We start from the raw sequence: 26,495 nt of genomic DNA on the forward strand, positions 1-26,495 counted from the left end.
TAGGAGGATGGGCGACACGATGGACGGCACCAAGCAGCACCGACGCCGCGGGGACACCCGCCAGCGCATCCAGGACGTGGCGCTCGAACTCTTCGCCGAGCAGGGGTACGAGAAGACCTCCCTGCGCGAGATAGCCGAGCGCCTGGAGGTCACGAAGGCGGCGCTCTACTACCACTTCAAGACCAAGGAAGAGATCCTGGTCAGCATCTTCGAGGACCTCACGCAGCCCATGGAGGAGCTGATCGAGTGGGGGCTGGAACAGCCCCGTTCCCTGGAGACGAAGCAGGAGATAGTGCGCCGGTACAGCGCGGCCCTGTCGGGCGCCGCGCCGCTGTTCCGCTTCATGCAGGAGAACCAGGCGACGATACGGGAACTGCGCATCGGCGAGATGCTCAAGAGCCGCACGCTGAGCCTGAAGGACATCCTGGTCGACCCCGAGGCGGACATGACCGACCAGGTGCGCTGCGTCAGCGCGCTGTTCACGCTGCACGCGGGGATGTTCGTCCTGCACGACCTGGAAGGCGACCCCGAGACCAAGCGCAAGGCCGTTCTCGAGGTCGCCATCGATCTGATCACCCAGGCCCATCAGGGCGACTGAGGCTCTTGTCGGGTCACGCCCGCCCTGACACCCGTCAGACGGTCACGCCGTGCGAGCGCAGGAAGGCCACCGGGTCGACGGCCGAGCCGTAGTTCGGGGTCGTACGGATCTCGAAGTGCAGGTGCGGGCCGCTGGAGTTGCCGGTGGAACCGGAGGCGGCGATGTGCTGGCCGGTGGTGACGACCTGGCCCACCTTCACGTCGATCCGCGACAGGTGGGCGTACTGGGAGTACGTGCCGTTGCTGTGCTTGATGACGATGGCGTTGCCGTAGGCGGGGCCGTCACCGGCGCCGTTGCCGCCGGCCTTGACGACGGTGCCGCCGTGCACGGCCATCACGTTGGTACCGCTGGGCACGGCGAAGTCCTGGCCGCTGTGCTTGGCCGACCACATGCCGCCGGCCTGGTTGAACTTGGCGCTGAGCGTGTAGCTCTTGACCGGGTCGACCCAGGAGGCGGCCTTCTTGGCGGCGGCCTGCTTGGTCTCGGCCTTCTTGGCGGTGGCGGTCTTCGCGGCCTTGGCCTGGGCCTCGGCCTGCGCCTGGACGGCACCGGCGGTGCTGGAGGCCGCCGTGGTGTCGGCGGCTGCCGCGACCCCGGCTCCCAGCGCGACCGAGGCTCCCAGGCCGGCGGCCAGGACTGCGGCGCGGGTGCGGATGGCGGTCGTACGGGAAGAGCGGGACGTGACACGCGGAGACATGCGGAACCTCATGGGGACGGGATCAAGGAAACGCCCATCCGACGAACAGTCGCTCACCGGGCGGGCTCCACATTGGTAACCCACCCGGCCGTACCCGCACAAAGGTGTGACCTACGACGGTAAGTAGTAATTGAGGTCGAAACTTCTCTTCTCTCGACAGGCTTCTCATTCAGGACAAAGCAGGTCAGAGGGGCGGGTGCGCGAGGCCTCCGGGTAGAGATATGCCCGTTTTGTCAGTTCTCGCCTCTTCCACTATTCCGCGTAGTACCCCCCAGATCTCCTGTGCGGCAAGTCACTGGCGGCCGCGATCGACGACCGGTGGATTGTGACCGGGACTACTCCCGCACCGGGCGCGACCGGGGTGCGCCCACCACTACTTACCCACTGGTAACCCCACAGTTCCTCCCGCGCCACTCTCGGCATCGAGCATGCACGCGACAACAAAAACAAGCAGCGTGTACGGCTCGCACGAACGGGAGAAGCCCCTATGACCAGACGCCCCTGGCTGCGTCGGCTCGCCGTGACCACCGTCTCCGCGGCGGGCCTCGTCTCCCTCGCGGCGCCCGCCGAGGCGGCGACGAGCGCGCCCGCGCCCACCGGCTCCGCCGCCGTGACGGCCTCCGCTGTGGCGTCCACCGCCGTGACGTCCACCGCCGTGACGGCCTCCGCCGCCGCGGACGTCGGCTACGACACCTGGCAGCGGGACTGCCGGGCCGTGATGGGCCAGGCGCTGCCCTATCTGAAGCAGCGCATCGCCGCCGCGGGCCCCGGTGAGAAGCAGGCCGTCGTCCTCGACATCGACAACACCTCGCTGGAGACCGACTTCGGCTTCAGCTTCCCGCAACCCGCCAACCAGCCGGTGCTGGAGGCCGCCCAGTACGCCCAGGAGCACGGCGTCGCCCTGTTCTTCGTGACCGCCCGCCCTGGCATCCTCTACGCGCCGACGGAGTACAACCTCGACCAGGCCGGCTACGAGGTCTCCGGCCTGTACGTCCGCGGGTTCTTCGACCTCTTCGAGGACGTCGCCGCCTACAAGACCGCCCAGCGCGTCGCCATCGAGTCCCAGGGCTACACGATCATCGCCAACATCGGCAACAGCGCCAGTGACCTGTCGGGCGGCCACGCGGAGAAGACGTTCAAGCTGCCGGACTACGACGGACAGCTGTCGTAGCCTCCGGCGGCCCTGGCGGGCGCGTGCGGGTGCGGGCTTGCGCCGGGCCCGTGCGGGCGCGTACGAGCCCCCTGCGCGGGGCGTACGGCGCCGTGCGGGCACGTACGGCCCCGTGCGCGGGCATGGAGGCGGACATGGAGGCGGACATGGAGGCGGACATGGAGGCGGACATGGAGGCGGACATGGAGAAGGGGCCGGTGCTCTGGTGAGCACCGGCCCCTTCTCGTCGAGGCTTACGCCTCCTTGCTCAGGTTCGGTCCGGCACCGCCGGCCGCCTGCTCGATCGGCGGGACGTCGGGGAGCGCCGACTTCTCCTCACCCCGGAAGGTGAAGGTCTTGGCGTCGCCCTCGCCCTCGGTGTCCACGACCACGATGTGGCCGGGGCGCAGCTCGCCGAAGAGGATCTTCTCCGACAGCGTGTCCTCGATCTCGCGCTGGATCGTGCGACGCAGCGGACGCGCGCCCAGCACCGGGTCGTAACCCTTCTTGGACAGCAGCTCCTTGGCGGACTGGGAGAGCTCCAGGCCCATGTCCCGGTCCTTGAGGCGCTCGTCCACCTTGCCGATCATCAGGTCGACGATCGCGAGGATGTCCTCCTGGGTCAGCTGCGGGAAGACGACCACGTCGTCGACGCGGTTGAGGAACTCGGGCCGGAAGTGCTGCTTCAGCTCGTCCGAGACCTTGTTCTTCATGCGCTCGTAGTTGGTCTTCGTGTCGCCCGCGGCGGCGAAGCCGAGGTTGAAGCCCTTGGAGATGTCCCGGGTGCCGAGGTTGGTCGTCATGATGATGACCGTGTTCTTGAAGTCCACGACCCGGCCCTGGGAGTCGGTCAGGCGACCGTCCTCCAGGATCTGCAGCAGCGAGTTGAAGATGTCCGGGTGGGCCTTCTCGACCTCGTCGAAGAGGACGACGGAGAACGGCTTGCGGCGGACCTTCTCGGTCAGCTGGCCGCCCTCTTCGTAGCCCACGTAACCGGGGGGCGAACCGAAGAGACGCGACACCGTGTGCTTCTCGCTGAACTCCGACATGTCGAGGGAGATCAGCGCGTCCTCGTCACCGAAGAGGAACTCGGCGAGGGCCTTGGACAGCTCGGTCTTACCGACACCGGACGGACCGGCGAAGATGAACGAGCCACCCGGACGCTTCGGGTCCTTCAGACCGGCCCGCGTACGGCGGATCGCCTTCGAGAGCGCCTTGACGGCGTCCTTCTGGCCGATGACCCGCTTGTGCAGCTCGTCCTCCATGCGCAGGAGTCGCGAGGACTCCTCCTCGGTGAGCTTGAAGACCGGGATGCCGGTGGCGGTCGCGAGGACCTCGGCGATCAGCTCGCCGTCGACCTCGGCGACGACGTCCATGTCGCCGGCCTTCCACTCCTTCTCCCGCTTGGCCTTCGCGGCGAGGAGCTGCTTCTCCTTGTCCCGCAGGGAGGCGGCCTTCTCGAAGTCCTGCGAGTCGATCGCGGACTCCTTGTCGCGGCGGACGCCGGCGATCTTCTCGTCGAACTCGCGCAGGTCCGGCGGCGCGGTCATCCGGCGGATGCGCATCCGGGAGCCGGCCTCGTCGATCAGGTCGATCGCCTTGTCCGGGAGGAAGCGGTCCGAGATGTACCGGTCGGCCAGGGTGGCCGCCTGGACGAGGGCCTCGTCCGTGATGGAGACACGGTGGTGGGCCTCGTAGCGGTCCCGGAGGCCCTTGAGGATCTCGATGGTGTGCGGGAGCGAGGGCTCGGCGACCTGGATGGGCTGGAAGCGGCGCTCCAGGGCCGCGTCCTTCTCCAGGTGCTTGCGGTACTCGTCCAGGGTGGTGGCGCCGATGGTCTGCAGCTCACCGCGGGCCAGCATCGGCTTCAGGATCGAGGCGGCGTCGATGGCGCCCTCGGCGGCACCCGCACCGACCAGCGTGTGCAGCTCGTCGATGAACAGGATGATGTCGCCGCGGGTGCGGATCTCCTTGAGCACCTTCTTCAGGCGCTCCTCGAAGTCACCGCGGTAGCGGGAGCCGGCGACCAGCGCGCCGAGGTCCAGGGTGTAGAGGTGCTTGTCCTTGAGGGTCTCGGGCACCTCGCCCTTGACGATGGCCTGCGCGAGGCCCTCGACGACGGCGGTCTTGCCGACACCGGGCTCACCGATCAGGACCGGGTTGTTCTTCGTACGGCGGGACAGCACCTGCATGACCCGCTCGATCTCCTTCTCGCGCCCGATGACCGGGTCGAGCTTGGACTCACGAGCGGCCTGGGTGAGGTTCCGGCCGAACTGGTCGAGGACCAGGGACGTCGAGGGGGTGCCCTCGGCAGGGCCGCCGGCGGTGGCGGTCTCCTTGCCCTGGTAACCGGAGAGCAGCTGGATGACCTGCTGCCGCACCCGGTTGAGGTCTGCGCCCAGCTTGACCAGGACCTGGGCGGCGACGCCCTCGCCCTCACGGATCAGGCCGAGCAGGATGTGCTCCGTGCCGATGTAGTTGTGGCCCAGCTGAAGGGCCTCGCGGAGCGACAGCTCCAGGACCTTCTTGGCACGGGGGGTGAAGGGGATGTGACCCGACGGGGCCTGCTGGCCCTGGCCGATGATCTCCTCCACCTGCTGGCGGACCGCCTCGAGCGAAATCCCGAGGCTCTCAAGGGCCTTGGCGGCGACACCCTCACCCTCGTGGATCAGGCCCAGGAGGATGTGCTCGGTGCCGATGTAGTTGTGGTTGAGCATCCGGGCTTCTTCCTGAGCCAGGACGACAACCCGCCGCGCGCGGTCGGTGAACCTCTCGAACATCGTTAATCGCTCCTCAGAGCGGTCAGGCAGTAAGGGGAACTTCCCCTCCCTGTCCTTCCGCAGCTTAGTCCCGCAAGCGGGGACCGCTCATTCCAACTGCCGACACCGTCGATGGCCTCCTGACCCGCAACGCCGACATCTGCTCCAACCCGATGGTGCGAGACGATGTTCCCGCAGGCCAGGCACTTACCCCAGTCGCCAGTACGCCGATGGCGAACGCGAGACGGCCTTTTCTGCGTGTCGCCCCCTCCCACTAGGGATGTCTTACCCGCTCGGACTGACAGTCCATGCCGCGCACACCGTTTCCCTCCGCTACGGGCGAACAACCTTGCGCCTCGCCGCACCCCCGCACGCCCCCTCGCTCAGCACCCTGCGCATCCACTCGGCCACCCACCGTAACTCGCCGCTCTCGGCGCGGTTGCTCCTGGCATGGTCGGTGTCACACCCGCGGTCCCTCCGGGCGCTTGCGCGTACCCGGATGTTTCTGCCGTGCCGTGGGAGCGGGTGCGGCGGTGGTACGAGTGCGAACTGGGCTGGGAGACGGCGCCGGGGATTCCGGTACGGCTGCGCACCGGCGTCCGCTTCGACGTCCTGGACGTTCCGGCCGAGGCCGGGCTCGCGTCCCTGGGGCGGCTCGGCGCGCACGCTCCGGTGGCGCTGCGGGGCGACCGGATGCTGCTGCTGGTGGCCGCGGGCAGCGCGGAGGAACTGCCGGGGCTGCTGCGGTGGCTGGAGTGGGGGTCGCTGCCGCTGGACCTGTCGGCGAGCGGGGCGGACGGCTTCGTGGAGGCGCCGGTGCCGTGCGGGGCGGCGGGGCTGGTGGCGGAGGCGGTGCCCTGCCGGGCGGACGGCACGGTGTCCTGCCGGGCGGACGGCACGGTGTCCTGCCGGGCGGGCCGGATCGCGGGAGACGTGGTGCCCGGTGGCGGTTGGCAGGGGGCCGCTGTGTGGTTGCGGCCCCCCGTGCCGGGGAGTGAGGTCGAAGCCTCGTTGCCGACGCTGTCGGCTGTCGGGGCTCTTGGGGGCGTTGGGGGCGCCCCCGGTCGCGCACCCGATCTGGTACGGCTGGTCGACACGGTGGCCACGCACTGCCACCGCGTCCGGCTGCGGGGCGCGGGCCCGCCGCGCTCGCAGGGACGCCGGTGAGCGCGCCGCCGATTCCGTCGCCGGGTGTCCGACGGTGATCCGGGCGGCGGAACCCGTGATCAGCCGTTGGCCTTCTCGTAGGCCTCGCGAATGGTCGCCGGAACGCGGCCGCGGTCGTTGACCTCGTAACCGTTCTCCTTCGCCCAGGCGCGGATCGCCGCGGTGTCCTGGCTGCCGCCGGAAGCGGCGCGGGTCTTGCCACGTCCACCGGAAGCACGGCCTCCGGTGCGCCGGCCGCCCTTCACGTAAGGGTCGAGAAGGTCACGGAGCTTGTCCGCATTGGCAGTGGTGAGATCGATCTCGTACGTCTTGCCGTCCAGCGCGAACGTCACGGTCTCGTCAGCCTCGCCGCCGTCGAGGTCATCGACAAGAAGGACCTGAACCTTCTGTGCCACCGGATTTCCTTTCATCGATAACTTGAGGGGTGGGGTCCGCCGGGGTCCGCCGTATCGCCGCCCCTTGTTATATGCAGTACTGCAGTACGTCGGAAAGCAAACCGCTTTTGCCGGAAAAACACAAACCCCCGGCGGAGAGCAGCGACCCCACATCGGGGCCGGAACATGTGCGTTTCGGACAAAGGGCACCCGCGAGGGGCCGCCTAGGGGGAATAAACCTGGCGGATGTGTGCGGATCACGTGCGGCAGAACCGGGAGATGCGGGAGACCCGGCGGTGGCGATCACAGATGCAGAAGCATCCGGCTGTTGCCCAAGGTGTTCGGTTTCACTCGTTCGAGGCCCAGGAACTCCGCGACGCCCTCGTCATAGGAACGGAGCAGCTCCGCATAGACATCGGTGTCGACCGGCGTCTCGCCGATCTCCACGAAGCCGTGCTTGCCGAAGAAGTCGACTTCGAAGGTCAGACAGAAAACCCGGCGAACGCCGAGCCAGCGCGCGGTCTCCAGCAACTTCTCCAGCAACTGATGACCGACGCCCGCGCCCTTCAGGCCGGGCTTCACCGCGAGAGTCCGTACTTCCGCGAGGTCTTCCCACATCACGTGCAGGGCTCCGCAGCCGACCACCTCGGCGTTGTCGTCCCGCTCCGCGACCCAGAACTCCTGGATGTCCTCGTAAAGCGTCACCGTCGCTTTGTCGAGCAGGATGCGGCCGCGTACGTAGGCGTCGAGGAGCCGGCGGACGGAGGGGACATCGCTGGTGCGGGCCCGGCGTACGGTGATGGCTTTTGCGGTGACTTCGGGGCTCACTGCTGACATGAGCGGACGTTATCGCTCATCGGGTCCGGGTGCGGAGCCGGGGTTCTGGGGAGGGTTCCGCGGGAGGTTCCGGGGAGGGTTCTGCGGGAGGTTCTGGGGCTCGGGTGTTTCGGGGCCCTGGACGATGCGGATGGCGTCCCGCAGGGCCTGCCGCTGTTCCTCGCTCATCATGCCGAAGAAGGCGATGAGGGCGGCGGCCGGGTTGTCGCTCTGGGACCACGCGTCGTTCATCAGGGCGGCGGCGTAGGCGGCGCGGGTGGAGACCGCCTCATATCGATAGGCCCGGCCTTCGGCCTCGCGGCGGACCCAGCCCTTCTGATGGAGATTGTCCAGAACGGTCATCACCGTGGTGTAGGCGATCGACCGTTCCTGCTGGAGATCTTCCAGGACTTCTCGTACGGTCACCGGGCGGTTCCACTTCCACACCCGGGTCATGACCGCGTCTTCGAGTTCTCCCAATGGGCGAGGCACGTTCAGCACACTAGTGGGAGATTCCGCCCGGGGCGTGCTGGACGTGCGGTTCACCGGCAAATGGGACGAGAAGGGCCGACTCAGGCCTCGGTCCGGCGGGCACCCTCCGCCTGCGCGATGGCGGCGTCGACGGCCGCGTCCTCCTTGGCCTTGTTGGCGCCGCCCTGGGTCTTCACGATCACCCTGATCACGGCGATGAAGAGCACGGCCATGACGACCGGGGGCAGGAGCGCGGAGACGTAGTCCATGACCCCAGGGTAGCCACCGGGCCGGGTCAGCCTGCCGCGAGGTGCTGCCCCGGGGCGCCCGCGCCGGGGGGCGGGGCCGGCTTGCGGCGGGGGAAGACCTCGCCCGGGGTGGGGACGGGGCGCTTGGGGGTGGCCGGGGGCGGGCCGGGCTGGGGGCGGGGGGTGCCGGGCTTCCGGTCCCGGTCCTGGTCGGGTTCGCGGTCGGGGCGGGCGGCGGGGCCGCCGCCGGGGAGGGCGAGGAGGCGGGTACGGGCGGCGGGGACCGTGGGGGTGAGGGCCTGGCAGCGCCTGAGGAGGGCGGCGGCGGTGGGGTTGCCGCGGAGGGCTCCGAGCGCGGTGAGGTCGTCCCGGGCCGGGCGGTGGCCGGCGCTCAGCGCCTCGTCCAGGAGCGCGAGGTAGCCGGCGGCGGTACCGGGGAGGGCGGCGCGGTACCGGGCGAGGTCGGCCAGGAGGAAGGCACGGAGCCGGGCGCTCTCCCGCGTCGCCTCGTCGAGCGACTCGGCCAGTCGGAGGCAGTCCTGGACGTCCTCGGTCGAGACGGGGCTGGGGCTGAGGGCGAGGGCGAGGGCGCGGCGGAGCACACGCAGCTCCTCCACACCGAACGCCAGGCCGCCGCGGGATCCGTAGGGCGTGGGCATGCGGCGACGATACGCGCTAATCAGACAAACTCGGCAGAGGGTGGTGGGTGTGGCGTATCGGTCCCACTCGGGTGGGTGGGACGGTGCGCCTGCGGCGCCTGTGCGGGTTCGGTGGGGGTGCGTGTAGCGCCCAGTCGTGTGCGGGTGGGTCGGGGCCGGGGTGGGGGGTGTCCGTCCTCGGAACGGCGCGGAATCGGTCTCCTACGGGGGTGAAGCGTGTTGACGCGCCAACCGCTGCGGGCGGACACCCCCCACCCCGTCCCCTTCCCGCCGTACGCGGGTGCGGGTTCGGGCGCGGTACGGCGTACCCGCGTCGCCGCCGTACGCGGGTGCGGGTTCGGGCGCGGTACGGCGTACCCGCGTCGCCGCCGTACGCGGGTGCCGGTTCGGGCGCGGTACGGCGTGCCGCGTCGCCGCGGGCAGTCGTGCCGGGCCGCGCCTCCCGCACCCGCGTCGGTCACCACGCCGCGCAGTGGATGCGAGCGCGTCTCTGCGGTCAGAGGCGGGACACGTTGCGTTCGTAGACCAGGCGCAGGCCGATCAGGGTCAGCCACGGTTCGTGTTCGTCGATGACCGAGGACTCGCCCAGGACCATCGGCGCGAGTCCGCCCGTCGCGATGACCGTGACGTCGTCCGGGTCGTCGGCGAGTTCGCGGGCCATGCGGCCGACGACGCCGTCGACCTGGCCGGCGAAGCCGTACACGATGCCCGCCTGCATGGCCTCGACCGTGTTCTTGCCGATGACGCTGCGGGGGCGGGCCACCTCGATCTTGCGGAGCTGGGCGCCCTTGACGCCCAGGGCGTCGACGGAGATCTCGATGCCGGGGGCGATGACCCCGCCGACGTACTCGCCGCGGGCGGACACCGCGTCGAACGTCGTCGCCGTGCCGAAGTCGACGACGACGGCCGGGCCGCCGTAGAGGTCGACGGCGGCGACCGCGTTGATGATGCGGTCGGCGCCGACTTCCTTGGGGTTGTCGGTGAGGATCGGGACGCCGGTCTTGACGCCCGGTTCGACGAGGACGGCCGGAACGTCGCCGTAGTAGCGGCGGGTCACCTCGCGGAGTTCGTGGAGGACGGAGGGGACGGTCGCGCAGATGGCGATGCCGTCGATGCCGTCGCCCAGTTCGTCGCCGAGCAGCGGGTGCATGCCCATGAGGCCCTGGAGGAGGACCGCCAGTTCGTCGGCGGTGCGGCGGGCGTCGGTGGAGATGCGCCAGTGTTCGACGATCTCGTCGCCGTCGAAGAGGCCGAGGACGGTGTGGGTGTTGCCCACGTCGATGGTCAGCAGCATGGTTCGTCTACTCCGCCGGGCGCAGGTCGAGGCCGATGTCCAGGATGGGCGAGGAGTGGGTGAGGGCTCCTACGGCCAGGTAGTCGACGCCGGTCGCGGCGTAGGTCTTGGCGTTGTCCAGGGTGAGGCGGCCCGAGGCTTCGAGGGCGGCGCGGCCGTCGACCAGGGCGACGGCCTCCTCGCATTCGCCGGGGGTGAAGTTGTCGAGGAGGATCAGGTCGGCGCCGGCGTCCAGGACCTCGCGGAGCTGGTGGAGGGTGTCGACCTCGACCTCGATGGGGACGTCGGGGAAGCGGTCGCGGACGGCCTGGAAGGCCTCGGCGACGCCGCCCGCGGCCACCACGTGGTTGTCCTTGACCAGGGCCGCGTCCGAGAGGGACATGCGGTGGTTGACGCCGCCGCCGCGGCGGACCGCGTACTTCTCCAGGCTGCGCAGGCCGGGGGTGGTCTTGCGGGTGTCGCGGACCTTCGTCTTCGTACCGTCCAGGGCGTCCGCCCACGCGCGCGTGGCCGTCGCGATGCCGGAGAGGCGGCACAGGATGTTCAGCGCGCTGCGTTCGGCGGTGAGCAGGTCGCGGGTGCGGGAGGTGACCGAGAGGAGGGTCTGGCCGGGTTCGACGCGGTCGCCGTCGTCCACGTGGCGTTCCACCTCGAACTCGTCCGTGCAGACGACCGACAGGACCGCCTCGGCGACCCTGAGGCCGGCCACGACGCCCGCCTCGCGGGCGGTGAAGTCGGCGGTGGCCACCGCGTCCTCGGGGATCGTGGCGACCGTCGTCACGTCGACGCCGTTCGCCAGGTCCTCCTGGACGGCGACGTTCGCGATGTCCTCGATCTCGACGGGGTCGAGGCCGGCTTCGGTCAGGAGCTGGGCGAGCGCGGGGTCGAGGCCGCACTCCAGGTAGTCGTCCTCGCCGGCGTACCCGGCTCCGCAGGCGCAGCCGTCGCCGCAGCCTCCGTCGGGGGCGAGGGGGAGGTCGTGGGTGCTCACGTCGTCACTGCTCCTGAGGGATCTTGGGCGGTCCGCGCCGGCTGTCCGGTCGGGGGAAAGTCTGCGGCCTGTGTGGTGTGCACGGCGAGGGCACCGTCCGGGTTCAGCCGTACGACGATGTGCCGGCGCCATGCCGTGTCGTCGCGGTCGGGGTGGTCCTCGCGCCAGTGGCAGCCCCGGGTCTCCTCGCGCAGGACGGCCGCGGCGAGGAGCGCGCGGGCGACGTACAGGAGGTTGGTGGTCTCCCAGGTGTCCACGCCGGGCTCGGCGGTCTTGCCGTGCTCGTGGAGGGCCGCGCAGGCCTCGTCGTGGAGGCGCTGGAGGCGGTCGGCCGCCCGGGTGAGGGACTCGGCGGAGCGCAGTACGCCGGCGCCCTCGGTCATGATCCGCTGGAGGGTGAAGCGGGCCTCCGGGGGGAGGAGGGGGTGCGCGGGGCGTTCGGGGTGTGCGTACGGGGCGGGGGCGGGGGTGCGGGCGGGGCGGGGGGTGGCCGTGATGTCGGCGGCGATGCGTTCGGCGTAGACCAGGCCTTCGAGGAGGCTGTTGGAGGCCAGGCGGTTCGCGCCGTGCACGCCGGTGCAGGCGACCTCGCCGCACGCGTAGAGGCCGGGCACGGTGGTGCGGCCCGAGGCGTCGGTGCGGACGCCGCCGGAGGCGTAGTGGGCGGCCGGGGCGACGGGGATGGGCTCGGTGACCGGGTCGATGCCGTGGGCGCGGCAGGCGGCGAGGATGGTGGGGAAGCGGGTCTCCCACATGGCCGGGCCGAAGTGGCGGGCGTCCAGGTACATGTGCTCGGCGTCCTGTTCGAGCATGCGGCGCGTGATCGCCTTGGCGACGATGTCCCGGGGGGCCAGTTCGGCCAGTTCGTGCTGCCCGAGCATGAAGCGGGTGCCGGCCGCGTCGACCAGGTGGGCGCCCTCGCCGCGTACCGCCTCCGAGACCAGGGGCTGCTGGCCCTCCGCGTCCCGGCCGAGGAACAGGACGGTCGGGTGGAACTGGACGAATTCCAGGTCGCTCACCTCGGCGCCCGCGCGCAGGGCGAGCGCGACGCCGTCGCCGGTGGAGACGGAGGGGTTGGTCGTCGCCGAGAAGACCTGGCCCATGCCGCCGGTGGCGAGGACGACGGCGGGGGCGTGGACGGCACCGACGCCGTCGTGCCGGCCCTCGCCCATGACGTGCAGGGTGACGCCAGCCGTGTGGCCTTCGGGGTCCGTGAGGAGATCGAGGACCAGGGCGTTCTCGATGGTGCGGACGGCGCGGGCGCGTACGGCCTCGACCAGGGCCCGGGAGATCTCCGCGCCCGTCGCGTCGCCGCCCGCGTGGGCTATGCGGCGGCGGTGGTGGCCGCCCTCGCGGGTCAGCTGGAGGGCGCCGTCGGCCGACTCGTCGAAGTGCGCGCCGGTGGCGATGAGGCGGTGTACGGCGTCGGGGCCCTCGGTGACCAGGGTGCGGACCGCCTCCTCGTCGCACAGGCCGACGCCCGCGACCAGGGTGTCGTCCAGGTGCTGCTCGGGGGTGTCGCCCTCGCCGAGGGCCGCGGCGATGCCGCCCTGGGCCCAGCGGGTGGAGCCGGCATCCAGGCGGGCCTTGGTGACGACGACGGTGCGCAGTCCGGCGGCCTCGCAGCGCAGGGCGGCGGTGAGGCCGGCGACGCCGGAGCCGACGACGACCACGTCGGCGGTGATGGCCCAGCCGGGGGCGGGGGCGTGCAGTCGTATGCCTGTGGCTGTGGCTGGGCTTGTGGCTGTGCCTGGGCTTGTGGCTGTAGCTGTGGCTGTGCCTGTGCCTGTGCCGGTCATGTGGTGGCTCCGGAGGTTTCGGGGGTTCCGGCAGTTCCGGGGGTTCCGGGGGTTCCGGGGGTTCCGGGGGTTCCAAAGGTGAGGGGGATGTTGTCGATCAGGCGGGTGGTGCCGACGCGGGCGGCTACGGCGAGGACCGCCTCGCCGGTGAAGTCCTCGTCGATCTCGGTGAAGTCGGAGGGGTCCACCAGGGCCAGGTAGTCCAGGAGCAGGGGCGGGGTGGCGCGGGCGGCGTCGTCCAGGACCAGGCGGGCCGCGGCGCGGACGGCCGCCGGGCCGCCCTGGCCGTCCGGGGCCGCCTGGGCGACGGCGTGCGCGTCGGCCGCCGCGCGGGACTCGCCGAGCTTGCCGAGCGCCTCGGCACGCGCGTGCGTGGCGGGCACTTCGCGGGCCCGGGCGCGCAGCGCCTCCTGGGCGGCGTGCCGGTCGCGGCCGGCGAACAGGGCCTGGGAGAGGGCGAGGGCGGTACGGCGTTCCGCCGGGGAGAGGTAGCGGTTGCGGCTGGAGAGGGCGAGGCCGTCCTCCTCGCGGGCGGTGGGGACGGCGACGACCTCGATGCCGAAGTTCAGGTCCCGGACCATCCGGCGGATCAGCGCGAGCTGCTGGGCGTCCTTCTGGCCGTAGAGCGCCACGTCGGGGCGGGTGAGGTGGAGGAGCTTGGCGACGACCGTGAGCACACCGTCGAAGTGGCCGGGGCGGGAGGCGCCCTCCAGGCGTTCGCCCATGGGGCCGGCCGAGACGCGGACCTGGGGTTCGCCGCCGGGGTAGACCTCGTCGACGGACGGGGCGAAGACGGCGTCGGCGCCGGCCCGTCCGGCGAGGGCGAGGTCGGCGTCCAGGGTGCGCGGGTAGCGGTCGAGGTCCTCGCCGGCGCCGAACTGGAGCGGGTTGACGAAGACGGTGACGACCACCTCGCCGTCCGGGCCCGCGATCCGGCGGGCGGTGCGGATCAGGGTGGCGTGGCCCTCGTGCAGGGCGCCCATGGTCATCACTACGGCGCGGCGGCCACGGCGTCCGGCGCGCTCACGCTCGTGCAGTGCGGTGGCGGTGCTCAGGAGGGCGGGGGTCGGGGTGGGTGCGGGGGTGGGGGCGGGGGTGGGGGCGGCGGTCATCGGGGGGTTCCTTCGGGGCCGGTGGGGCCGGTGGGGCTTTCGGGGTCTTCGGGGTCTTCGGGATTTACGGGGTCTACGGGGCTGGCGGGGCCGTCGGGCTCGGCAGGTGCTTCGGCGCCATCGGTTCCCCGCGTTCCCCCGGTCCCCTTGGTCCCATCGGTCCCGTCGATCTCCCCGGTCCCGTCCGTCCCCCTGGTCCCGTCCGTCCCCCCAGGCCCGTCAGTGACCGCAGTCCCTCCAGCCCCCTCAGCCCCCCGAGCCCCTCCCGCAAGCACCCCCAGCAGATCCTCGGCGAGGCGTGGCTCCAGCAGGCCGTGGGCGAGGGCCCGGTCGGCGGTGGCGCGGGCCATGGCCAGGTAGCCGGCGACGGTGCCCGGGGCGTGCGCGCGCAGTTCCTCGATGTGCGCGGCGACCGTGCCGGCGTCCCCGCGCGCGACGGGACCGGTCAGGGCCGCGTCACCGGAGCGCAGGGCGTTGTCCAGGGCCGCGCCGAGCAGCGGGCCGAGCATCCGGTCGGGGGCGCCGACGCCGGCGGTGCGCAGCAGCTCCAGGGACTGGGCGACCAGGGTGACCAGGTGGTTGGCGCCGAGGGCGAGGGCCGCGTGGTACAGCGGGCGCTTCTCCTCGTCGATCCACTCCGGCTCGCCGCCCATCTCGATGACCAGCGCCTCGGCGGCCAGCCGCAGTTCCTCGGGCGCGGTGACGCCGAAGGAGCAGCCGGCCAGCCGCTGTACGTCGACGGGGGTGCCGGTGAAGGTCATCGCCGGGTGCAGGGCGAGCGGCAGGGCGCCGGCCCGCAGGGCGGGGTCGAGGACGCGGGTGCCGAACCGCCCGGAGGTGTGGACGAGCAGCTGGCCCGGGCGGATCGCGCCGGTCCCGGCGAGGCCGGACACCAGGGCGGGCAGGGCGTCGTCGGGGACGGTGAGGAGGACCAGCTCGGCGCGTTGGAGGACCTCGGCGGGCTCCACCAGCGGTACGCCGGGCAGGAGGGCCTCGGCGCGTCGCCGGGAGGCGTCGGAGACGCCCGAGGCGGCGACCGGGCGGTGCCCGGCGAGCTGGAGGGACGCGGCAAGCGCGGGACCCACCCGGCCGGCGCCGACGACGCCGACGGTGAGCCGCGCGGGGCGGTCCCTGGGATCGGGCTGTGGGGTTGTTTTCACGCGACGGTGGCCTTCCCGTTCCAGTCCGCGCTGGGTACCGGACGATTTCTCGTCATGTTAACGCGATCGGTCCCCGCGGGGCCGTCCGTCCACAGGCTGTGGGGAGCGAACGGGTGCCGTCACAGGCGTTCGCCGCGGGCATCCGCCACGGCCGCGCCGCGGGCATCGGCCACGACGGGCATCCCGTGTCGCCCGCCGGACGGCACCCTGCATGATCGGCCCCATGACTACGACGGATGACGCAGAGCGGCGGAACGGCGAGGAGAGCGGGCGGTTGACGGAGGCGGAGCGGAAGTCGCAGCTCCGCAAGCGGCGGCAGGCCGCTCAGCGGGGCGCGCGGCGGGTGCTCGCGCGCCCCGGCTTCCTCGCCTCGCTCCGGGAACGGCTGGCCCTGCTGGACCGCGCCGGAGAGCTGTACGACCTGGACGAGCCGGCCGACCAGTACGGCAACGGCGTCGTCACCGCCCTGGAGGAGCGGGTCGCGACGCTGCTCGGCACGGAGGCGGCGGCGTTCTTCCCGACGGGCACGATGGCCCAGCAGGTCACCCTGCGCTGCTGGGCGGGCCGCACCGGCAGCCCGGTCGTCGCCCTGCACGGGCTCAGCCACCCCGAGGTGCACGAAGGGGACGCCTTCAGCCAGGTCAGCGGATTGCGCCCGGTCCGGCTGACGAGCGCGCCCCGGCAGCCCACCGCCGAAGAGGTACGTGACTTCGAGGAGCCGTTCGGGACGCTGATGCTGGAGCTTCCGCTGCGCGACGCCGGGTTTGTGCTGCCCACCTGGGAGGAGCTGACCGAGGTGGTGGGGGCCGCCCGGGAGCGGGACGCCGTGGTCCACTTCGACGGGGCCCGGCTGTGGGAGAGCGCCACGCACTTCGGCCGGCCGCTCGCCGAGATCGCGGGCCTCGCGGACAGCGTCTACGTGTCGTTCTACAAGTCGCTCGACGGCTTCGGCGGCGCCGCCCTCGCGGGTCCGCGGACGCTGGTGGAGGAGGCGCGCACCTGGCGGCACCGTTACGGCGGCATGGTCTACCAGCAGTTCCCCACCGCCCTGTCGGCCCTGGCCGGTCTGGAGCGGGAGCTGCCCCGGCTGCCGGATCTCGTGGCGCACGCGCGCGTGGTGGCCGACGCGCTGCGGGAGGGGTTCGCGGCGGCGGGCGTGGCGTGGTCGCGGGTCCACCCCGAGGTGCCGCACACCCATGAGTTCCAGGTCTGGCTGCCGTACGACGCCGATCTCGTCGCCGAGGCGGCGGTGCGGCAGGGCGAGGAGACAGGCGTCCTCCTCTTCGCCCGCCCCTGGGACTCCCCCGGGCCGGGTCTCGCGATGACCGAGGTGAGCGTGGGGGCCGAAGGGCTGGAGTGGTCGGCGGAGGACGTGCGGGTGGCTGTCACCGGCTTCGTGGGACGGCTGGCCGGGGCGGACACCGGAGCCGGGTGATCACTCAGGCGTGCGGTCGTACCGGGCGATGGCGGCGTTCGCCTCGGACCGCGAGCCGCTCCGCGGTCGGACCGCGCGCGCGGGTCGGCCGAGGGCCCGTGCCCACCAGCGGTGCAGGGCCCTCCGTGCCCGGCCCCGTGCCGGACGGCCGGCGATGACGGCGTGGAACTGGCGGTGGTCGCGCCACTCCCGCACGACCTGCCAGTCCTGACTGCCGGGTGCCGGGGGCGCGGGCACGCCGAGCTGCCGGGCGCGGTAGGAGTCGAGAAGGTACTGCTGCGTGATGCTCATGTCGGTCGCCTCTTCGGGGACAGGGATGAGGGTCGGGCTCCGCGGCTGCCCCGGTGGTTCCAGACTGCGCCGCCGCGGCCGCCGTCGTCGTGCCGATTGACGGGGACGGTCAATCGGCGACGGCGTTGTCAGAGGCGACGTGCACCATGGGGGCATGAGCGTGCGCATCGACATCGCGGGGTTGCGGCCGGAGCGGATCGCCGTCGTGCCCTCGCCCCTGGCCGAGCTGGGCATGGCGCTGCACGCGCTGTCCGAACCGGGGCACCACCCCGGCCTGCAGGGCTGGGTGACGTCGGTGACCGCGCGGCTCGACCCGTCCCTGGCGGACCGGATGTGCGAGGCCGACTTCCTGTGGCGGACGACCTTCTCGGACGTGTTCCTGCCGTGCGCCGGTGTGCCCGGCCCCGGTCCCGGTCCCGGTCCCGGCCCCGGCACGCTGCCCGGTACCACCCTCGCCGACGACCTGGACCTGCTCGACAAGCTCTCCGACGAGCAGTTCGTGGACGCGGCGCTGGAGTTCACCTGCGCGCTGCCGTGCGGCACGGACGGCGCCTCCGCCCTCGCGGACGCGGGCGTACGCGAGCGCGCGCTGAACCTGGCCGCCGCGCGGGGGCCTCAGCAGCTGCGTTTCACTGAGCGGCTGCTGGCCGATCCGCCGGGCGTCCGCGGCTGGCTGCGGCGGTTCGCGCGGGACTGCGACGAAGCGTTCTTCGCGGACGCCTGGTCACGACTGCGCCACCAGCTCGCGGCCGACGCCCGGCACAAGACCGAGTTGCTGCGCCACAAGGGTCTGGCCGCGGCGCTGGCCGCCGTGTCCCCGTCCCTCTCGCTGGACGAGAACGCCGCGCGGATCACGGTCGACAAGCTGGGCGACGGTCGTACGGCGACGGGGGACGGCGGCCTGCTGCTGGTCCCCACCAGCCTGGGCCGACCGCACCTGATGGTCCTGCACCGGCACGGCTGGCAGCCTGTGCTGCACTACCCCGTCGGCGCCGCCACCGAACCGGCCGCCCCACCGTCGGTCGAGCAGCTCGCGCTGCGGATGACGGCGCTGTCCCACCCGGTCCGCATGCGCGTCTGCCGCCATCTCGCCCGCAGTTCCTACACGACCGGCGAGCTGGCGCAGGCACTCGGCATGACGGCCCCCGAGGTGTCCCGGCACCTGGGCGTGCTGAAGAAGGCGGGCCTGATCGGCACCCGCCGCCGCGGCCGGTACGTCCACTACCAACTGGACGTCACGGTGGTGGCCCGGCTGGGCAGCGACTTCCTGGAAGGGATACTCCGCTGACCCGGAAGGAAGCGTTCAGCCGGACCGGACGGGCCGTTGCCGCACAGCGGCATGCCCGGTTGCCCGGGGCCTTCAGCCCCGTCCCCCGGCCCGCACCAGCCCCGTCTCGTAGGCCAGGACCACCACCTGCACCCGGTCCCTGAGGCCGAGCTTGGTCAGGATGCGGCCGACGTGGGTCTTCACCGTCGCCTCGGACAGGACGAGCCGGGCGGCGATCTCGCCGTTGGACAGGCCCTGGGCCACCAGCACCATCACCTCGCGCTCGCGTTCGGTGAGCCGCTGGAGCCCCGCGTGCGGCGGCTCCTGGACGCCGCTGGGCAGCATCGGCGCGAAGCGGTCCAGCAGGCGCCGGGTGGTCGACGGGGCGACCACCGCGTCGCCGCTGTGCACGGAGCGGATGGCGGCGAGGAGTTCGGCGGGCGGCACGTCCTTGAGGAGGAAACCGGAGGCGCCGGCCTTCAGCGCCGAGAAGGCGTACTCGTCGAGGTCGAAGGTGGTCAGGATCAGCACCTTGGGGGCGCCGGGCTCCCCGCAGATGCGCCGGGTCGCCTCCACGCCGTCCAGCTTGGGCATGCGGACGTCCATCAGGACGACGTCCACGGCGGTGGCGCGCAGCACCTGGAGGGCCTCGACGCCGTCGCCCGCCTCCGCCACGACCTCCATGTCCGGCTGGGCGGCGAGCACCATCCGGAAACCGGTGCGCAGCAGCGCCTGGTCGTCGACGAGCATGACGCGGATGGTCATCGGGGCTCTTTCCTTGATCGGGTCGGGGAACGCATCAGTCGGGCGGACAAGCGGGCTCAGTGGGCGGGTTTGAGGGGCAGCAGGGCGCTGATGCGGAATCCTCCGCCGGGGCGCGGACCCGCGTCCAGTGTGCCGCCCACCATGCCGACCCGTTCCCGCATGCCGATCAGGCCGTGGCCCTGCCCGTCGAGACCGCCCTCCTCGTACATCTCGTGCGGGGCGCCCTTGCCGTCGTCCTCGACGAGCAGGCCGAGCCCGTCGTCGAAGTAGACCAGACGCACGCTCGCCCCGGCGTTCGGGCCGCCGTGCTTGCGGGTGTTGGTGAGCGCCTCCTGCACGATGCGGTACGCGGTCAGCTCCACGCCGCTGGGCAGCGGGCGCGGGGTTCCCTCGACCTCGAAGTCGACGGGCAGCCCGGAGCCGCGGCACTGTTCGACCAGGTCCTCGATCTGCTGGACGTCGGGCTGGGGGACGTACTCCCCCGCCTCCTGGTGCTCGCCGGTGCGCAGCACGCCGAGCAGGCGGCGCATCTCGGCGAGGGCCTGGCGGCCGGTGGAGGAGATCGTCTCCAGGGCCTTCTTGGCCTGGTCGGGCGCGGCGTCCAGGACATAGGCGGCGCCGTCGGCCTGCACCACCATCACCGAGACGTTGTGCGCGACCACGTCGTGCAGTTCACGGGCGATCCGGGCGCGCTCGGCGGCCACCGCCACCTTGGCCTGCGCCTCGCGCTCCCGCTCCAGCCGGGCGGCACGCTCCTCCAGCTGCGCGAAGTACGCGCGGCGGGTGCGGATGGAGTCGCCGAGCACCCAGGCGAGCGCGAACGGCACCGCCATGAACACCGTCAGCGCGACGTTGCCCGACACCCCCGTGTACTCGCTGGGCCAGCGCAACTGGGCCAGGGGCGCCGCGCACAGGCCGGCCGCCAGCGCCAGCCGGGAGGCCCAGCGGGCGCCGGTGGCGGCCACCGTGTAGACGATCACCAGCATGGCGAAGTCGGCGGCCATCGTGGCGAGGTCCAGCACCAGTTGTCCCGCGCCCAGCACGAGGGCCAGCAGCAGCATCTTCTCCGGCATCCGCCGGCGCAGCGCCACCACCAGGCACAGCAGCACGGCGAACGGGACGATCAGCGCGGCGGCGTCCACTCCCCTGCTCACCTGGCCCTCGACCGCGGACAGCAGGGTGAGCGCGAGCAGGACGAGGGCCCAGAAGGCGTCGACCCCGGTCGGGTGCCTGCGGAGGAAGTCGTAGATGCGCTGCACGTGACCCAGCGTAGGGAAGGCCGATAGGTGCAGGGGTCAACCGGAGGGCCGATCCCAAGCGGGCGCGTGTACTCCGCAAGGTGGAGGCCGTGCGCACCCGCACGGCTCCGGTCCGTAGCCTGTGGTGGTGACAGAAGGGGCGACAGGGGGCGCGCGGCAGGGCCGGCAGGGCTGGCGGGGGTGGCGGGACGCCGCGCGGGAGGCCTTGTACGGGCCGGAGGGCTTCTACCGCCGGCCCGAGGGACCGGCCGGGCACTTCCGTACGTCCGTGCACGCGTCGCCGCTCTTCGCCGCTGCCGTGGCGCGGTTGCTGTGCCGGGTCGACGAGGCGCTGGGCCGGCCGGCGGCGCTGGACTTCGTGGACATGGCGGCCGGGCGGGGCGAACTCGCCGCCGGGGTGCTCGCCGCGCTGCCCGCCGACGTGGCCGCCCGGGTCCGGGTTCGTGCCGTCGAGGTGGGCGGCCGTCCCCCGGGGCTGGACCACCGGATCGAGTGGCGGAGCGAACTGCCGCGCGGGATCACGGGGTTGCTGTTCGCCAACGAGTGGCTGGACAACGTACCGGTGGAGGTCGCGGAGACCGACGCGGCGGGAGTGGCGCGGCGGGTCCTGGTGCGGGGCGACGGGGCCGAGCGGCTCGGGGAGCCGGTCGGCGGGGCCGACGCCGGGTGGCTGGCGCGCTGGTGGCCGCTGCCGCCGGAGCCGGGGCGGCGGGCCGAGATCGGACTCCCCCGGGACGCCGCCTGGGCGTCCGCCGTGTCGGCGCTCGACCGGGGGCTCGCCGTGGCCGTCGACTACGCGCACACCGCGGACGCCCGCCCGCCCTTCGGGACGCTGACGGGGTTCCGCGACGGCCGGGAGACGCGTCCCGTGCCGGACGGCTCGTGCGACATCACCGCCCATGTGGCGCTCGACGCGTGCGCGGCGGCGTGCACGCCTCCCGAGACGGCCTGCACACCCCCCGACACGACATACGCGCCCTCCAGCACGGCGTGCACGCCCCCCGAGACGGCCTGCTCACCTACCGAAGCAGCCCGCACACCCCCCGAAGCAGCCCGCACACCCCCCGAGGCGGCCTGCACGCCCCCCGGCACGACACGCGCACCCTCCGACGCAGCACGCCCACCCTCCGACGCGGCACGCCCACCCTCCGACGCGGCACGCCCACCCTCCGACGCGGCACGCCCACCCCTCAGTACGGCGCACACGTCCCCCAGCGAGGCACGCACACCCTCCGCTACGGCGCCCACGCCCCCCGGCACCGCAGGCACACCCCCCAGTGCCGCAGGCACACCCCCCAGTGCCGCACGCACACCCCCCGGCACAGCGCATGCGCTCCCCGGCGTCCGCCTGCTGACCCAGCGCGCTGCCCTGCACGCCCTGGGCCTCTCCGGCGCACGCCCCCCGCTCGCACTGGCGTCCAGCGACCCCGCCGCCTACGTACGCGCCCTCGCGGCCGCCGGTGAGGCCGCCGAACTGACCGCGCCGGGTGGCCTCGGCGACTTCAAGTGGCTGCTCCGGACGGCCGGAATCCCCGACCTATTTGTCGATGTCCCCGACCACGAAGAACAGTGACCCCAGGATCGCCACCATGTCCGCGACCAGCGTCCCCGGCAGCAGCTCGGTCAGCGCCTGGATGTTGTTGTACGAGGCCGAGCGCAGCTTCAGCCGGTACGGGGTCTTCTCGCCCTTGCTCACCAGGTAGTAGCCGTTGATCCCGAGCGGATTCTCGGTCCACGCGTACGTGTGCCCCTCGGGCGCCTTCAGCACCTTCGGGAGCCGCTGGTTGACCGGCCCGGGCGGCAGCTCGGCGAGCCGGTCCAGGCAGGCGTCGGCGAGGTCGAGGGCGTTGTGCGTCTGCTCCAGCAGGCACTCGAAGCGGGCCAGGCAGTCGCCCTCGGCGCGGGTGACGACCCGCAGGGTGTCCTGGAGGTCGCCGTAGGCGAGGTAGGGCTCGTCGCGGCGCAGGTCGAAGTCGACGCCACTGGCGCGCGCGATCGGGCCGCTGACGCCGTACGCGTGCACGGCCTCGGCCGAGAGCACGCCCACACCGCGCGTCCGCCCCCGGAAGATCTCGTTGCCGAGCACCAGGTCGTCGAAGACGTCCATGCGCGAGCGCACCGCGGACACGGCGCCACGCGCGCGTGCCGCCCAGCCGGCCGGCAGGTCCTCCTTGAGGCCGCCGACGCGGTTGAACATGTAGTGCATGCGCCCGCCGGAGACCTCCTCCATGACGTTCTGCAGCTCCTCGCGCTCCCGGAACGCGTAGAACACCGGCGTGATGCCGCCCAGTTCCAGCGGGTAGGAGCCGAGGAACATCAGGTGGTTCAGCACCCGGTTCAGCTCGGCGAGCAGCGTGCGCAGCCACACCGCCCGCCCGGGCACCTCCATGCCGAGCATCCGCTCCACGGCGAGGACCACGCCCAGCTCGTTGGAGAACGCCGACAGCCAGTCGTGGCGGTTGGCGAGCACGATGATCTGCCGGTAGTCACGCGCCTCGAACAGCTTCTCCGCGCCCCGGTGCATATAGCCGATCACCGGCTCCGCGCGGATGACGCGCTCACCGTCCAGGACGAGCTTGAGGCGCAGCACCCCGTGCGTGGACGGGTGCTGCGGGCCGATGTTCAGCACCATGTCGGTGCTCTCCGCGGCGCCGCCGATGCCGACCATGGTCTCCGTCGTAGGAGTCATGAACCCAGTCTCCCCTACGTACGCTGGGCCCATGGAGACGGGGAGCCCACACGGCACGGCGACGGCGAGCGGGGGCGAGCCCGTCTGGACCGGGCTGCCGCCGGGTCTGCTGCGGATGCGACGACTGCTGCTGGTGGTGTGGCTGGGGCTACTGGCCGTCGCCGCCGGAGTGCTGCCAGGCCTGTTCTCCGGTCCCGCCTGGGCCGCCTTCGCCCTCCTCCCCCTGGCCCCGCTGCCCTGGGGCTGGGTGATGCTGGAGCGCAACTGGCGCTCCTGGCGGTACGCCGAGCGCGCCGACGACCTGCTGATCACGCGCGGCGTGCTGTGGCGCAAGGAGACGGTCGTGCCGTACGGGCGGATGCAGCTGGTCGAGGTGACCTCGGGGCCGGTCGAGCGGTACTTCGGGCTGGCCAGCGTGCAGCTGCACACGGCCGCCGCCGCGACCGACGCCACCATCCCCGGCCTGGACCCGGCCGAGGCGGAACGGCTGCGCGACCGGCTCACCGAGCTGGGCGAGGCCAGGTCGGCGGGGCTGTGACCGGCACCGAGCAGGGCATACCCGACACGAAAGAGGCCGCGGCGGTCGTCGAGCGGCGGCTGCACCCGGTCACCCCGCTGCGACGCGCCTGGGCACCGGTCGCCGTCCTGGTCGGCTGGGCGCTGCACGACCCCGACCAGGCCCAGCGCCAGCTGACCCGGCTGACCACCACCACGCTCGTCATCGGCCTCGCCGTGCTCATCCCGGCCGCCGCCCTCTACGGCTTCCTGTCCTGGTGGTTCACCCATTACGCGGTGACCGGCACGGAACTGCGCATCCGCACCGGGCTGCTCTTCCGGCGCACCGCGCACATCCGCCTCGAACGCATCCAGGCCGTCGACGTCACCCAGCCGCTGCTGGCCCGGGTCGCGGGCGTGGCCAAACTCAGACTCGACGTCGTCGGCACCGACAAGAAGGACGAGCTCGCCTTCCTCGGCGCCGCTCACGCCCGGGCACTGCGCGCCGAACTGCTCGCCCGGGCGGCCGGTTTCGCCCCCGAGACCGCCGCCGAGGTCGGCGAGGCCCCCTCCCGGCAACTGCTGCGCGTGCCGCCCGGGGTCCTCGCCGTCTCCCTGCTGCTCACCGGCGCGACCTGGGGCACGCTGCTGGCCGCCGTGGTCGTACCGGCGCTGCTGTGGCCGGCCACCCACAGCCTGTGGACGGTACTGGCCACCGCCGTACCGCTGCTGGGCTGGGCGGGCGCGAGCAGCGTGGGGCGGTTCGTCGGGGAGTACGACTGGACGCTGGCCGAGTCCCCGGACGGGCTCCGCATCGACCACGGGCTCCTGGACCGCACCCACGAGACCGTGCCGCCGGGGCGGGTGCAGACGGTACGGATAGTGGAACCGGTGCTGTGGCGGCGCCAGGGGTGGGTCCGGGTGGAACTCGACGTGGCCGGGTCCTCGAACTCCGTCCTGCTGCCCGTCGCCCCGCGCGAGATCGCCGAGTCCGTGGTCGCGCGGGTGCTGCCCGGGGTGACGGTGCCGCCCCTCGCGTCCCTGGCGCCCGCGCCGCGCCGCGCCGGGCGCCGGGTGCCGCTGTGGTGGCGCGGCTACGGGCTCGCCGTCACCGACGAGGTGTTCGCCGCCCGGCACGGACTGCTGCGGCGCGTCCTCGCCCTGGTCCCGCACGCCAAGGTGCAGAGCGTCCGGCTGACCCAGGGGCCGTGGCAGCGGGCGCTGCGGCTGGCGCACGTACGGGTGGACACGGGGGCCGGCAGGACGGTGACGGCGCGGCAGCGCGACGCCGAGGAGGCGGCGGACCTGCTGCGCACCCAGGCGGAACGCTCCCGCACGGGGCGGCGCGACGCCGGGCCGGACCGGTGGATGACACAGGGGCGGCCGGACTGATTTCCGCCGACCGAGGCGACGGGGTGACGGGGTGACGCGGCGACGGGGTGACCGGCGGAGCGGGAGCGTGGCGGGACCGGAACAGAGCACACGGCCGAACCTGCGGAACCAGCACGGCCCCGTCAGGACACCGCGCTCCGCAGCCCCTCCATGTCGATCTGCTCGGTCTCGTCGTGGGCCGTCAGGTCGACGACCTGGCCGACGCCCCGGGACTCCGCGCCCGCCCGCTTGAACCCGGACTCCGCCTCGGCCTTGTGCAGGGCGAGGGCCTCCTGGCCCACCACGTCGGCGAGGTCCTCGTTCTGCACGGAGGCCACGGCGCCGGCGGAGGCGCCCTCCTCCCCCGGCCCGGACCGCTGCGGCTTCTTGTTGCCGAAGAAGTCGAAGCCGCCCTCGACGACCGGGCGCCGCGCGGGCGCCGAGGCGGCCGGGACCACGGCCACCGCGGTCGGCACGGTGAAGTGGCCCAGGGCCCGCCGCGTGGGCTGGGCGGGCTGGTCCGGCGCGGCGGCACCCGCGGCGCGCTCGTGCCCGCCGGCCGCCTCGGCGCCCGCGGCCGTGCCGTCCGCGTCCTCGGCCTGCCCCGGCCCCGGCTCGGCCGCCGCGTCGCCCGCCGCCCCGGCCTCCCGGCCGCCGCCACCGCCGCCGTCCCCGTCGTCACCGCCGTTCCCGCCGGCGCCGGGCCCGATGCCACCGTCCCCGTCGGCCTCACCGTCGGCGGACACGTCCGCGTCCGCCCCGGACGCCCCGGCGTCCAGCCGCGCCAGGGCCGTACTGGCCCGCAGGAACAGCCGTGAGCCCTCGGGCGAGAAGACGGAGGGAGCCGCCGTCCGCTCCTCGGTCACCGGTGCCTCCGGCGCCCCGGGGACCGCCGTCACCGCCGAAGCCTCCGGCTCCGTACGCTCCGTACGCGCCGCCGGCAGCGCGGGCGTCGGGGACACCGTCTCCAGTTCCAGCCGCCGGCGGCCCTCCAGGGCGCTGGCGCGCTCGGTCTCCGCCGTGGCGTACCGGCGCAGCAGCGCGGCGTGCTCATTGCGCAGCCCCGCCAGTTCCGCGCGCTTGGCCCGCAGCCGCTGTTCCAGCTTGCCGCGCAGTTCGCGCGACTCCTCCAGGTCGGATTCGAGTTCGGCCACGCGTTCCTCGAAACGCCACTCGTCACTCGCCCGCGCGCGCGTGAGGTCGGCCACCCGCCGGCCCGCCTGGGTGTCCCAGTGCCGCATCACGACCGCGCCGAGCACGGCGGTCACCGCCGCGGCCCCGGCCAGCGCGCGCAGCACCAGTGTTTCGCTGAACACCCAGGGGCCCACGGCACAGACGACGGAGACGCCTGCGATCGCCGACGGGGGAAGCAGCCTGTGCAAGGGCGGGGAATGGCGGTGACGTCCACGTGGCATGGCCAGAAACTTACCGCGCGTAGGCGATTCCTGACGCCTCGACCCCGTAAAAAGACAGCTGTCACAGAAGTGTTCACAGGACATCAGGAAACAAAGCCCGGACGCGATGCGGACCCGGCGCCATTTGATCAAGATCATTTATTGTCGATCGCTTCCCATTAACCGGTCGGAAAGGCACCCCGGCCCGATTCCGCGCCCGGCCCGCACCCCCGG

At 72.7% G+C, this 26,495-nt stretch carries 25 protein-coding genes and 1 pseudogene; 9 read left to right on the forward strand and 17 right to left on the reverse strand.

The features are described 5' to 3' along the window. Window positions 1-7: 7 nt before the first annotated feature. A complete protein-coding gene (locus ACIQR3_RS22495) occupies window positions 8-598 on the forward strand; it encodes a TetR/AcrR family transcriptional regulator (protein WP_403541596.1) in 591 nt (196 codons plus the stop codon). A gap of 34 nt (window positions 599-632) precedes the next feature. On the opposite strand, the gene ACIQR3_RS22500 is transcribed toward ACIQR3_RS22495, so the two are convergent. Further along, a complete protein-coding gene (locus tag ACIQR3_RS22500; protein WP_403541599.1) occupies window positions 633-1,295 on the reverse strand; it encodes a M23 family metallopeptidase in 663 nt (220 codons plus the stop codon). Window positions 1,296-1,782: 487 nt separating this feature from the next. Between ACIQR3_RS22500 and ACIQR3_RS22505 the strand changes: the two genes are divergently transcribed. Then, entirely contained in the window at window positions 1,783-2,466 is a 684-nt protein-coding gene (locus ACIQR3_RS22505; protein WP_403541601.1) for an HAD family acid phosphatase, read from the forward strand. A 50-nt stretch (window positions 2,467-2,516) separates the two neighbouring features. Continuing rightward, window positions 2,517-2,675: a hypothetical protein gene (locus ACIQR3_RS22510; protein ID WP_403541604.1), complete on the forward strand. Its 159-nt coding sequence runs from the start codon at window positions 2,517-2,519 to the stop codon at window positions 2,673-2,675. A 24-nt stretch (window positions 2,676-2,699) separates the two neighbouring features. On the opposite strand, the gene ACIQR3_RS22515 is transcribed toward ACIQR3_RS22510, so the two are convergent. Then, the gene (locus ACIQR3_RS22515; RefSeq protein ID WP_403541606.1) at window positions 2,700-5,225 is read right to left on the reverse strand and encodes an ATP-dependent Clp protease ATP-binding subunit; all 2,526 of its coding nucleotides are present in this window, start codon (window positions 5,223-5,225) and stop codon (window positions 2,700-2,702) included. A 429-nt stretch (window positions 5,226-5,654) separates the two neighbouring features. Here ACIQR3_RS22515 and ACIQR3_RS22520 point away from each other — a divergent pair, with 429 nt between their 5' ends. Then, entirely contained in the window at window positions 5,655-6,371 is a 717-nt protein-coding gene (locus ACIQR3_RS22520; protein ID WP_403541609.1) for an SCO3374 family protein, read from the forward strand. A 59-nt stretch (window positions 6,372-6,430) separates the two neighbouring features. Here ACIQR3_RS22520 and ACIQR3_RS22525 read toward each other — a convergent pair whose 3' ends face one another. The 10 genes from ACIQR3_RS22525 to ACIQR3_RS22570 all read right to left on the reverse strand — a co-directional run bounded on the left by ACIQR3_RS22525 (window position 6,431) and on the right by ACIQR3_RS22570 (window position 15,295). Next, on the reverse strand, window positions 6,431-6,766 hold the full coding sequence (locus ACIQR3_RS22525) for an Lsr2 family protein (RefSeq protein ID WP_403541611.1): 336 nt from the start codon (window positions 6,764-6,766) through the stop codon (window positions 6,431-6,433). A gap of 282 nt (window positions 6,767-7,048) precedes the next feature. Further along, complete coding sequence (locus ACIQR3_RS22530; RefSeq protein ID WP_189421975.1) at window positions 7,049-7,582, reverse strand: amino-acid N-acetyltransferase; 534 nt, start codon at window positions 7,580-7,582, stop codon at window positions 7,049-7,051. Between the two features lie 9 nt (window positions 7,583-7,591). Beyond that, window positions 7,592-8,017, reverse strand: a complete 426-nt coding sequence (locus tag ACIQR3_RS22535; RefSeq protein WP_403542000.1) for a BlaI/MecI/CopY family transcriptional regulator — start codon at window positions 8,015-8,017, stop codon at window positions 7,592-7,594. Window positions 8,018-8,133: 116 nt separating this feature from the next. Then, on the reverse strand, window positions 8,134-8,301 hold the full coding sequence (locus ACIQR3_RS22540) for a hypothetical protein (RefSeq protein ID WP_403541613.1): 168 nt from the start codon (window positions 8,299-8,301) through the stop codon (window positions 8,134-8,136). A gap of 26 nt (window positions 8,302-8,327) precedes the next feature. Then, the gene (locus ACIQR3_RS22545) at window positions 8,328-8,939 is read right to left on the reverse strand and encodes a hypothetical protein (protein WP_403541616.1); all 612 of its coding nucleotides are present in this window, start codon (window positions 8,937-8,939) and stop codon (window positions 8,328-8,330) included. Window positions 8,940-9,435: 496 nt separating this feature from the next. Next, the gene (locus tag ACIQR3_RS22550) at window positions 9,436-10,233 is read right to left on the reverse strand and encodes a type III pantothenate kinase (protein ID WP_403541618.1); all 798 of its coding nucleotides are present in this window, start codon (window positions 10,231-10,233) and stop codon (window positions 9,436-9,438) included. 7 nt (window positions 10,234-10,240) lie between these two features. Next, the gene (nadC, locus tag ACIQR3_RS22555; RefSeq protein ID WP_403541621.1) at window positions 10,241-11,224 is read right to left on the reverse strand and encodes a carboxylating nicotinate-nucleotide diphosphorylase; all 984 of its coding nucleotides are present in this window, start codon (window positions 11,222-11,224) and stop codon (window positions 10,241-10,243) included. After that, complete coding sequence (locus ACIQR3_RS22560; RefSeq protein ID WP_403541624.1) at window positions 11,221-13,023, reverse strand: L-aspartate oxidase; 1,803 nt, start codon at window positions 13,021-13,023, stop codon at window positions 11,221-11,223. Before ACIQR3_RS22560 ends, nadC begins: the two co-directional genes overlap by 4 nt. Further along, complete coding sequence (gene panC / locus ACIQR3_RS22565) at window positions 13,020-14,135, reverse strand: pantoate--beta-alanine ligase (RefSeq protein ID WP_403541627.1); 1,116 nt, start codon at window positions 14,133-14,135, stop codon at window positions 13,020-13,022. The genes ACIQR3_RS22560 and panC overlap by 4 nt, the downstream gene beginning before the upstream one ends. After that, the gene (locus ACIQR3_RS22570) at window positions 14,132-15,295 is read right to left on the reverse strand and encodes a DUF2520 domain-containing protein (RefSeq protein WP_403541629.1); all 1,164 of its coding nucleotides are present in this window, start codon (window positions 15,293-15,295) and stop codon (window positions 14,132-14,134) included. Before ACIQR3_RS22570 ends, panC begins: the two co-directional genes overlap by 4 nt. A 223-nt stretch (window positions 15,296-15,518) precedes the next feature. Here ACIQR3_RS22570 and ACIQR3_RS22575 point away from each other — a divergent pair, with 223 nt between their 5' ends. Then, entirely contained in the window at window positions 15,519-16,730 is a 1,212-nt protein-coding gene (locus tag ACIQR3_RS22575; RefSeq protein ID WP_403541631.1) for a threonine aldolase family protein, read from the forward strand. Here the strand turns inward: ACIQR3_RS22575 and ACIQR3_RS22580 are convergent, their stop codons facing one another. Then, window positions 16,731-17,021 (reverse strand): hypothetical protein, encoded by a 291-nt coding sequence (locus ACIQR3_RS22580; RefSeq protein WP_403541634.1) that lies wholly within the window; start codon window positions 17,019-17,021, stop codon window positions 16,731-16,733. 154 nt (window positions 17,022-17,175) lie between these two features. On the opposite strand from ACIQR3_RS22580, the gene ACIQR3_RS22585 reads away from it, so the two are divergent. Then, window positions 17,176-18,309, forward strand: coding sequence for a DUF5937 family protein (locus ACIQR3_RS22585; protein ID WP_403541636.1), 1,134 nt, complete (start codon window positions 17,176-17,178; stop codon window positions 18,307-18,309). A gap of 72 nt (window positions 18,310-18,381) precedes the next feature. Here the strand turns inward: ACIQR3_RS22585 and ACIQR3_RS22590 are convergent, their stop codons facing one another. Both ACIQR3_RS22590 and ACIQR3_RS22595 read right to left on the reverse strand, forming a co-directional pair. Continuing rightward, window positions 18,382-19,053 (reverse strand): response regulator transcription factor, encoded by a 672-nt coding sequence (locus tag ACIQR3_RS22590; RefSeq protein WP_215170128.1) that lies wholly within the window; start codon window positions 19,051-19,053, stop codon window positions 18,382-18,384. A 56-nt stretch (window positions 19,054-19,109) separates the two neighbouring features. Further along, a complete protein-coding gene (locus ACIQR3_RS22595; protein ID WP_403541639.1) occupies window positions 19,110-20,312 on the reverse strand; it encodes a sensor histidine kinase in 1,203 nt (400 codons plus the stop codon). A gap of 127 nt (window positions 20,313-20,439) precedes the next feature. Here ACIQR3_RS22595 and ACIQR3_RS22600 point away from each other — a divergent pair. Further along, window positions 20,440-21,244 (forward strand): annotated as a pseudogene (locus ACIQR3_RS22600) (SAM-dependent methyltransferase); the annotation flags it as partial. 605 nt (window positions 21,245-21,849) lie between these two features. Here the strand turns inward: ACIQR3_RS22600 and ACIQR3_RS22605 are convergent. Further along, complete coding sequence (locus tag ACIQR3_RS22605; RefSeq protein ID WP_403541642.1) at window positions 21,850-23,001, reverse strand: NADH-quinone oxidoreductase subunit D; 1,152 nt, start codon at window positions 22,999-23,001, stop codon at window positions 21,850-21,852. Between the two features lie 31 nt (window positions 23,002-23,032). Between ACIQR3_RS22605 and ACIQR3_RS22610 the strand changes: the two genes are divergently transcribed. Beyond that, window positions 23,033-23,539 carry a PH domain-containing protein gene (locus ACIQR3_RS22610; protein ID WP_403541644.1) on the forward strand — a complete coding sequence of 169 codons (507 nt, stop codon included), beginning with the start codon at window positions 23,033-23,035 and terminating at the stop codon, window positions 23,537-23,539. Next, window positions 23,536-24,888 (forward strand): PH domain-containing protein, encoded by a 1,353-nt coding sequence (locus tag ACIQR3_RS22615; protein WP_403541647.1) that lies wholly within the window; start codon window positions 23,536-23,538, stop codon window positions 24,886-24,888. Before ACIQR3_RS22610 ends, ACIQR3_RS22615 begins: the two co-directional genes overlap by 4 nt. Before the next feature lie 122 nt (window positions 24,889-25,010). Here ACIQR3_RS22615 and ACIQR3_RS22620 read toward each other — a convergent pair whose 3' ends face one another. Continuing rightward, window positions 25,011-26,282, reverse strand: coding sequence for a hypothetical protein (locus ACIQR3_RS22620; protein ID WP_403541649.1), 1,272 nt, complete (start codon window positions 26,280-26,282; stop codon window positions 25,011-25,013). Between the last annotated feature and the right edge of the window lie 213 nt (window positions 26,283-26,495).

The sequence above is a fragment of the Streptomyces sp. NPDC090994 genome (assembly GCF_044768905.1).
In the GTDB taxonomy this organism is placed as follows: domain Bacteria; phylum Actinomycetota; class Actinomycetes; order Streptomycetales; family Streptomycetaceae; genus Streptomyces.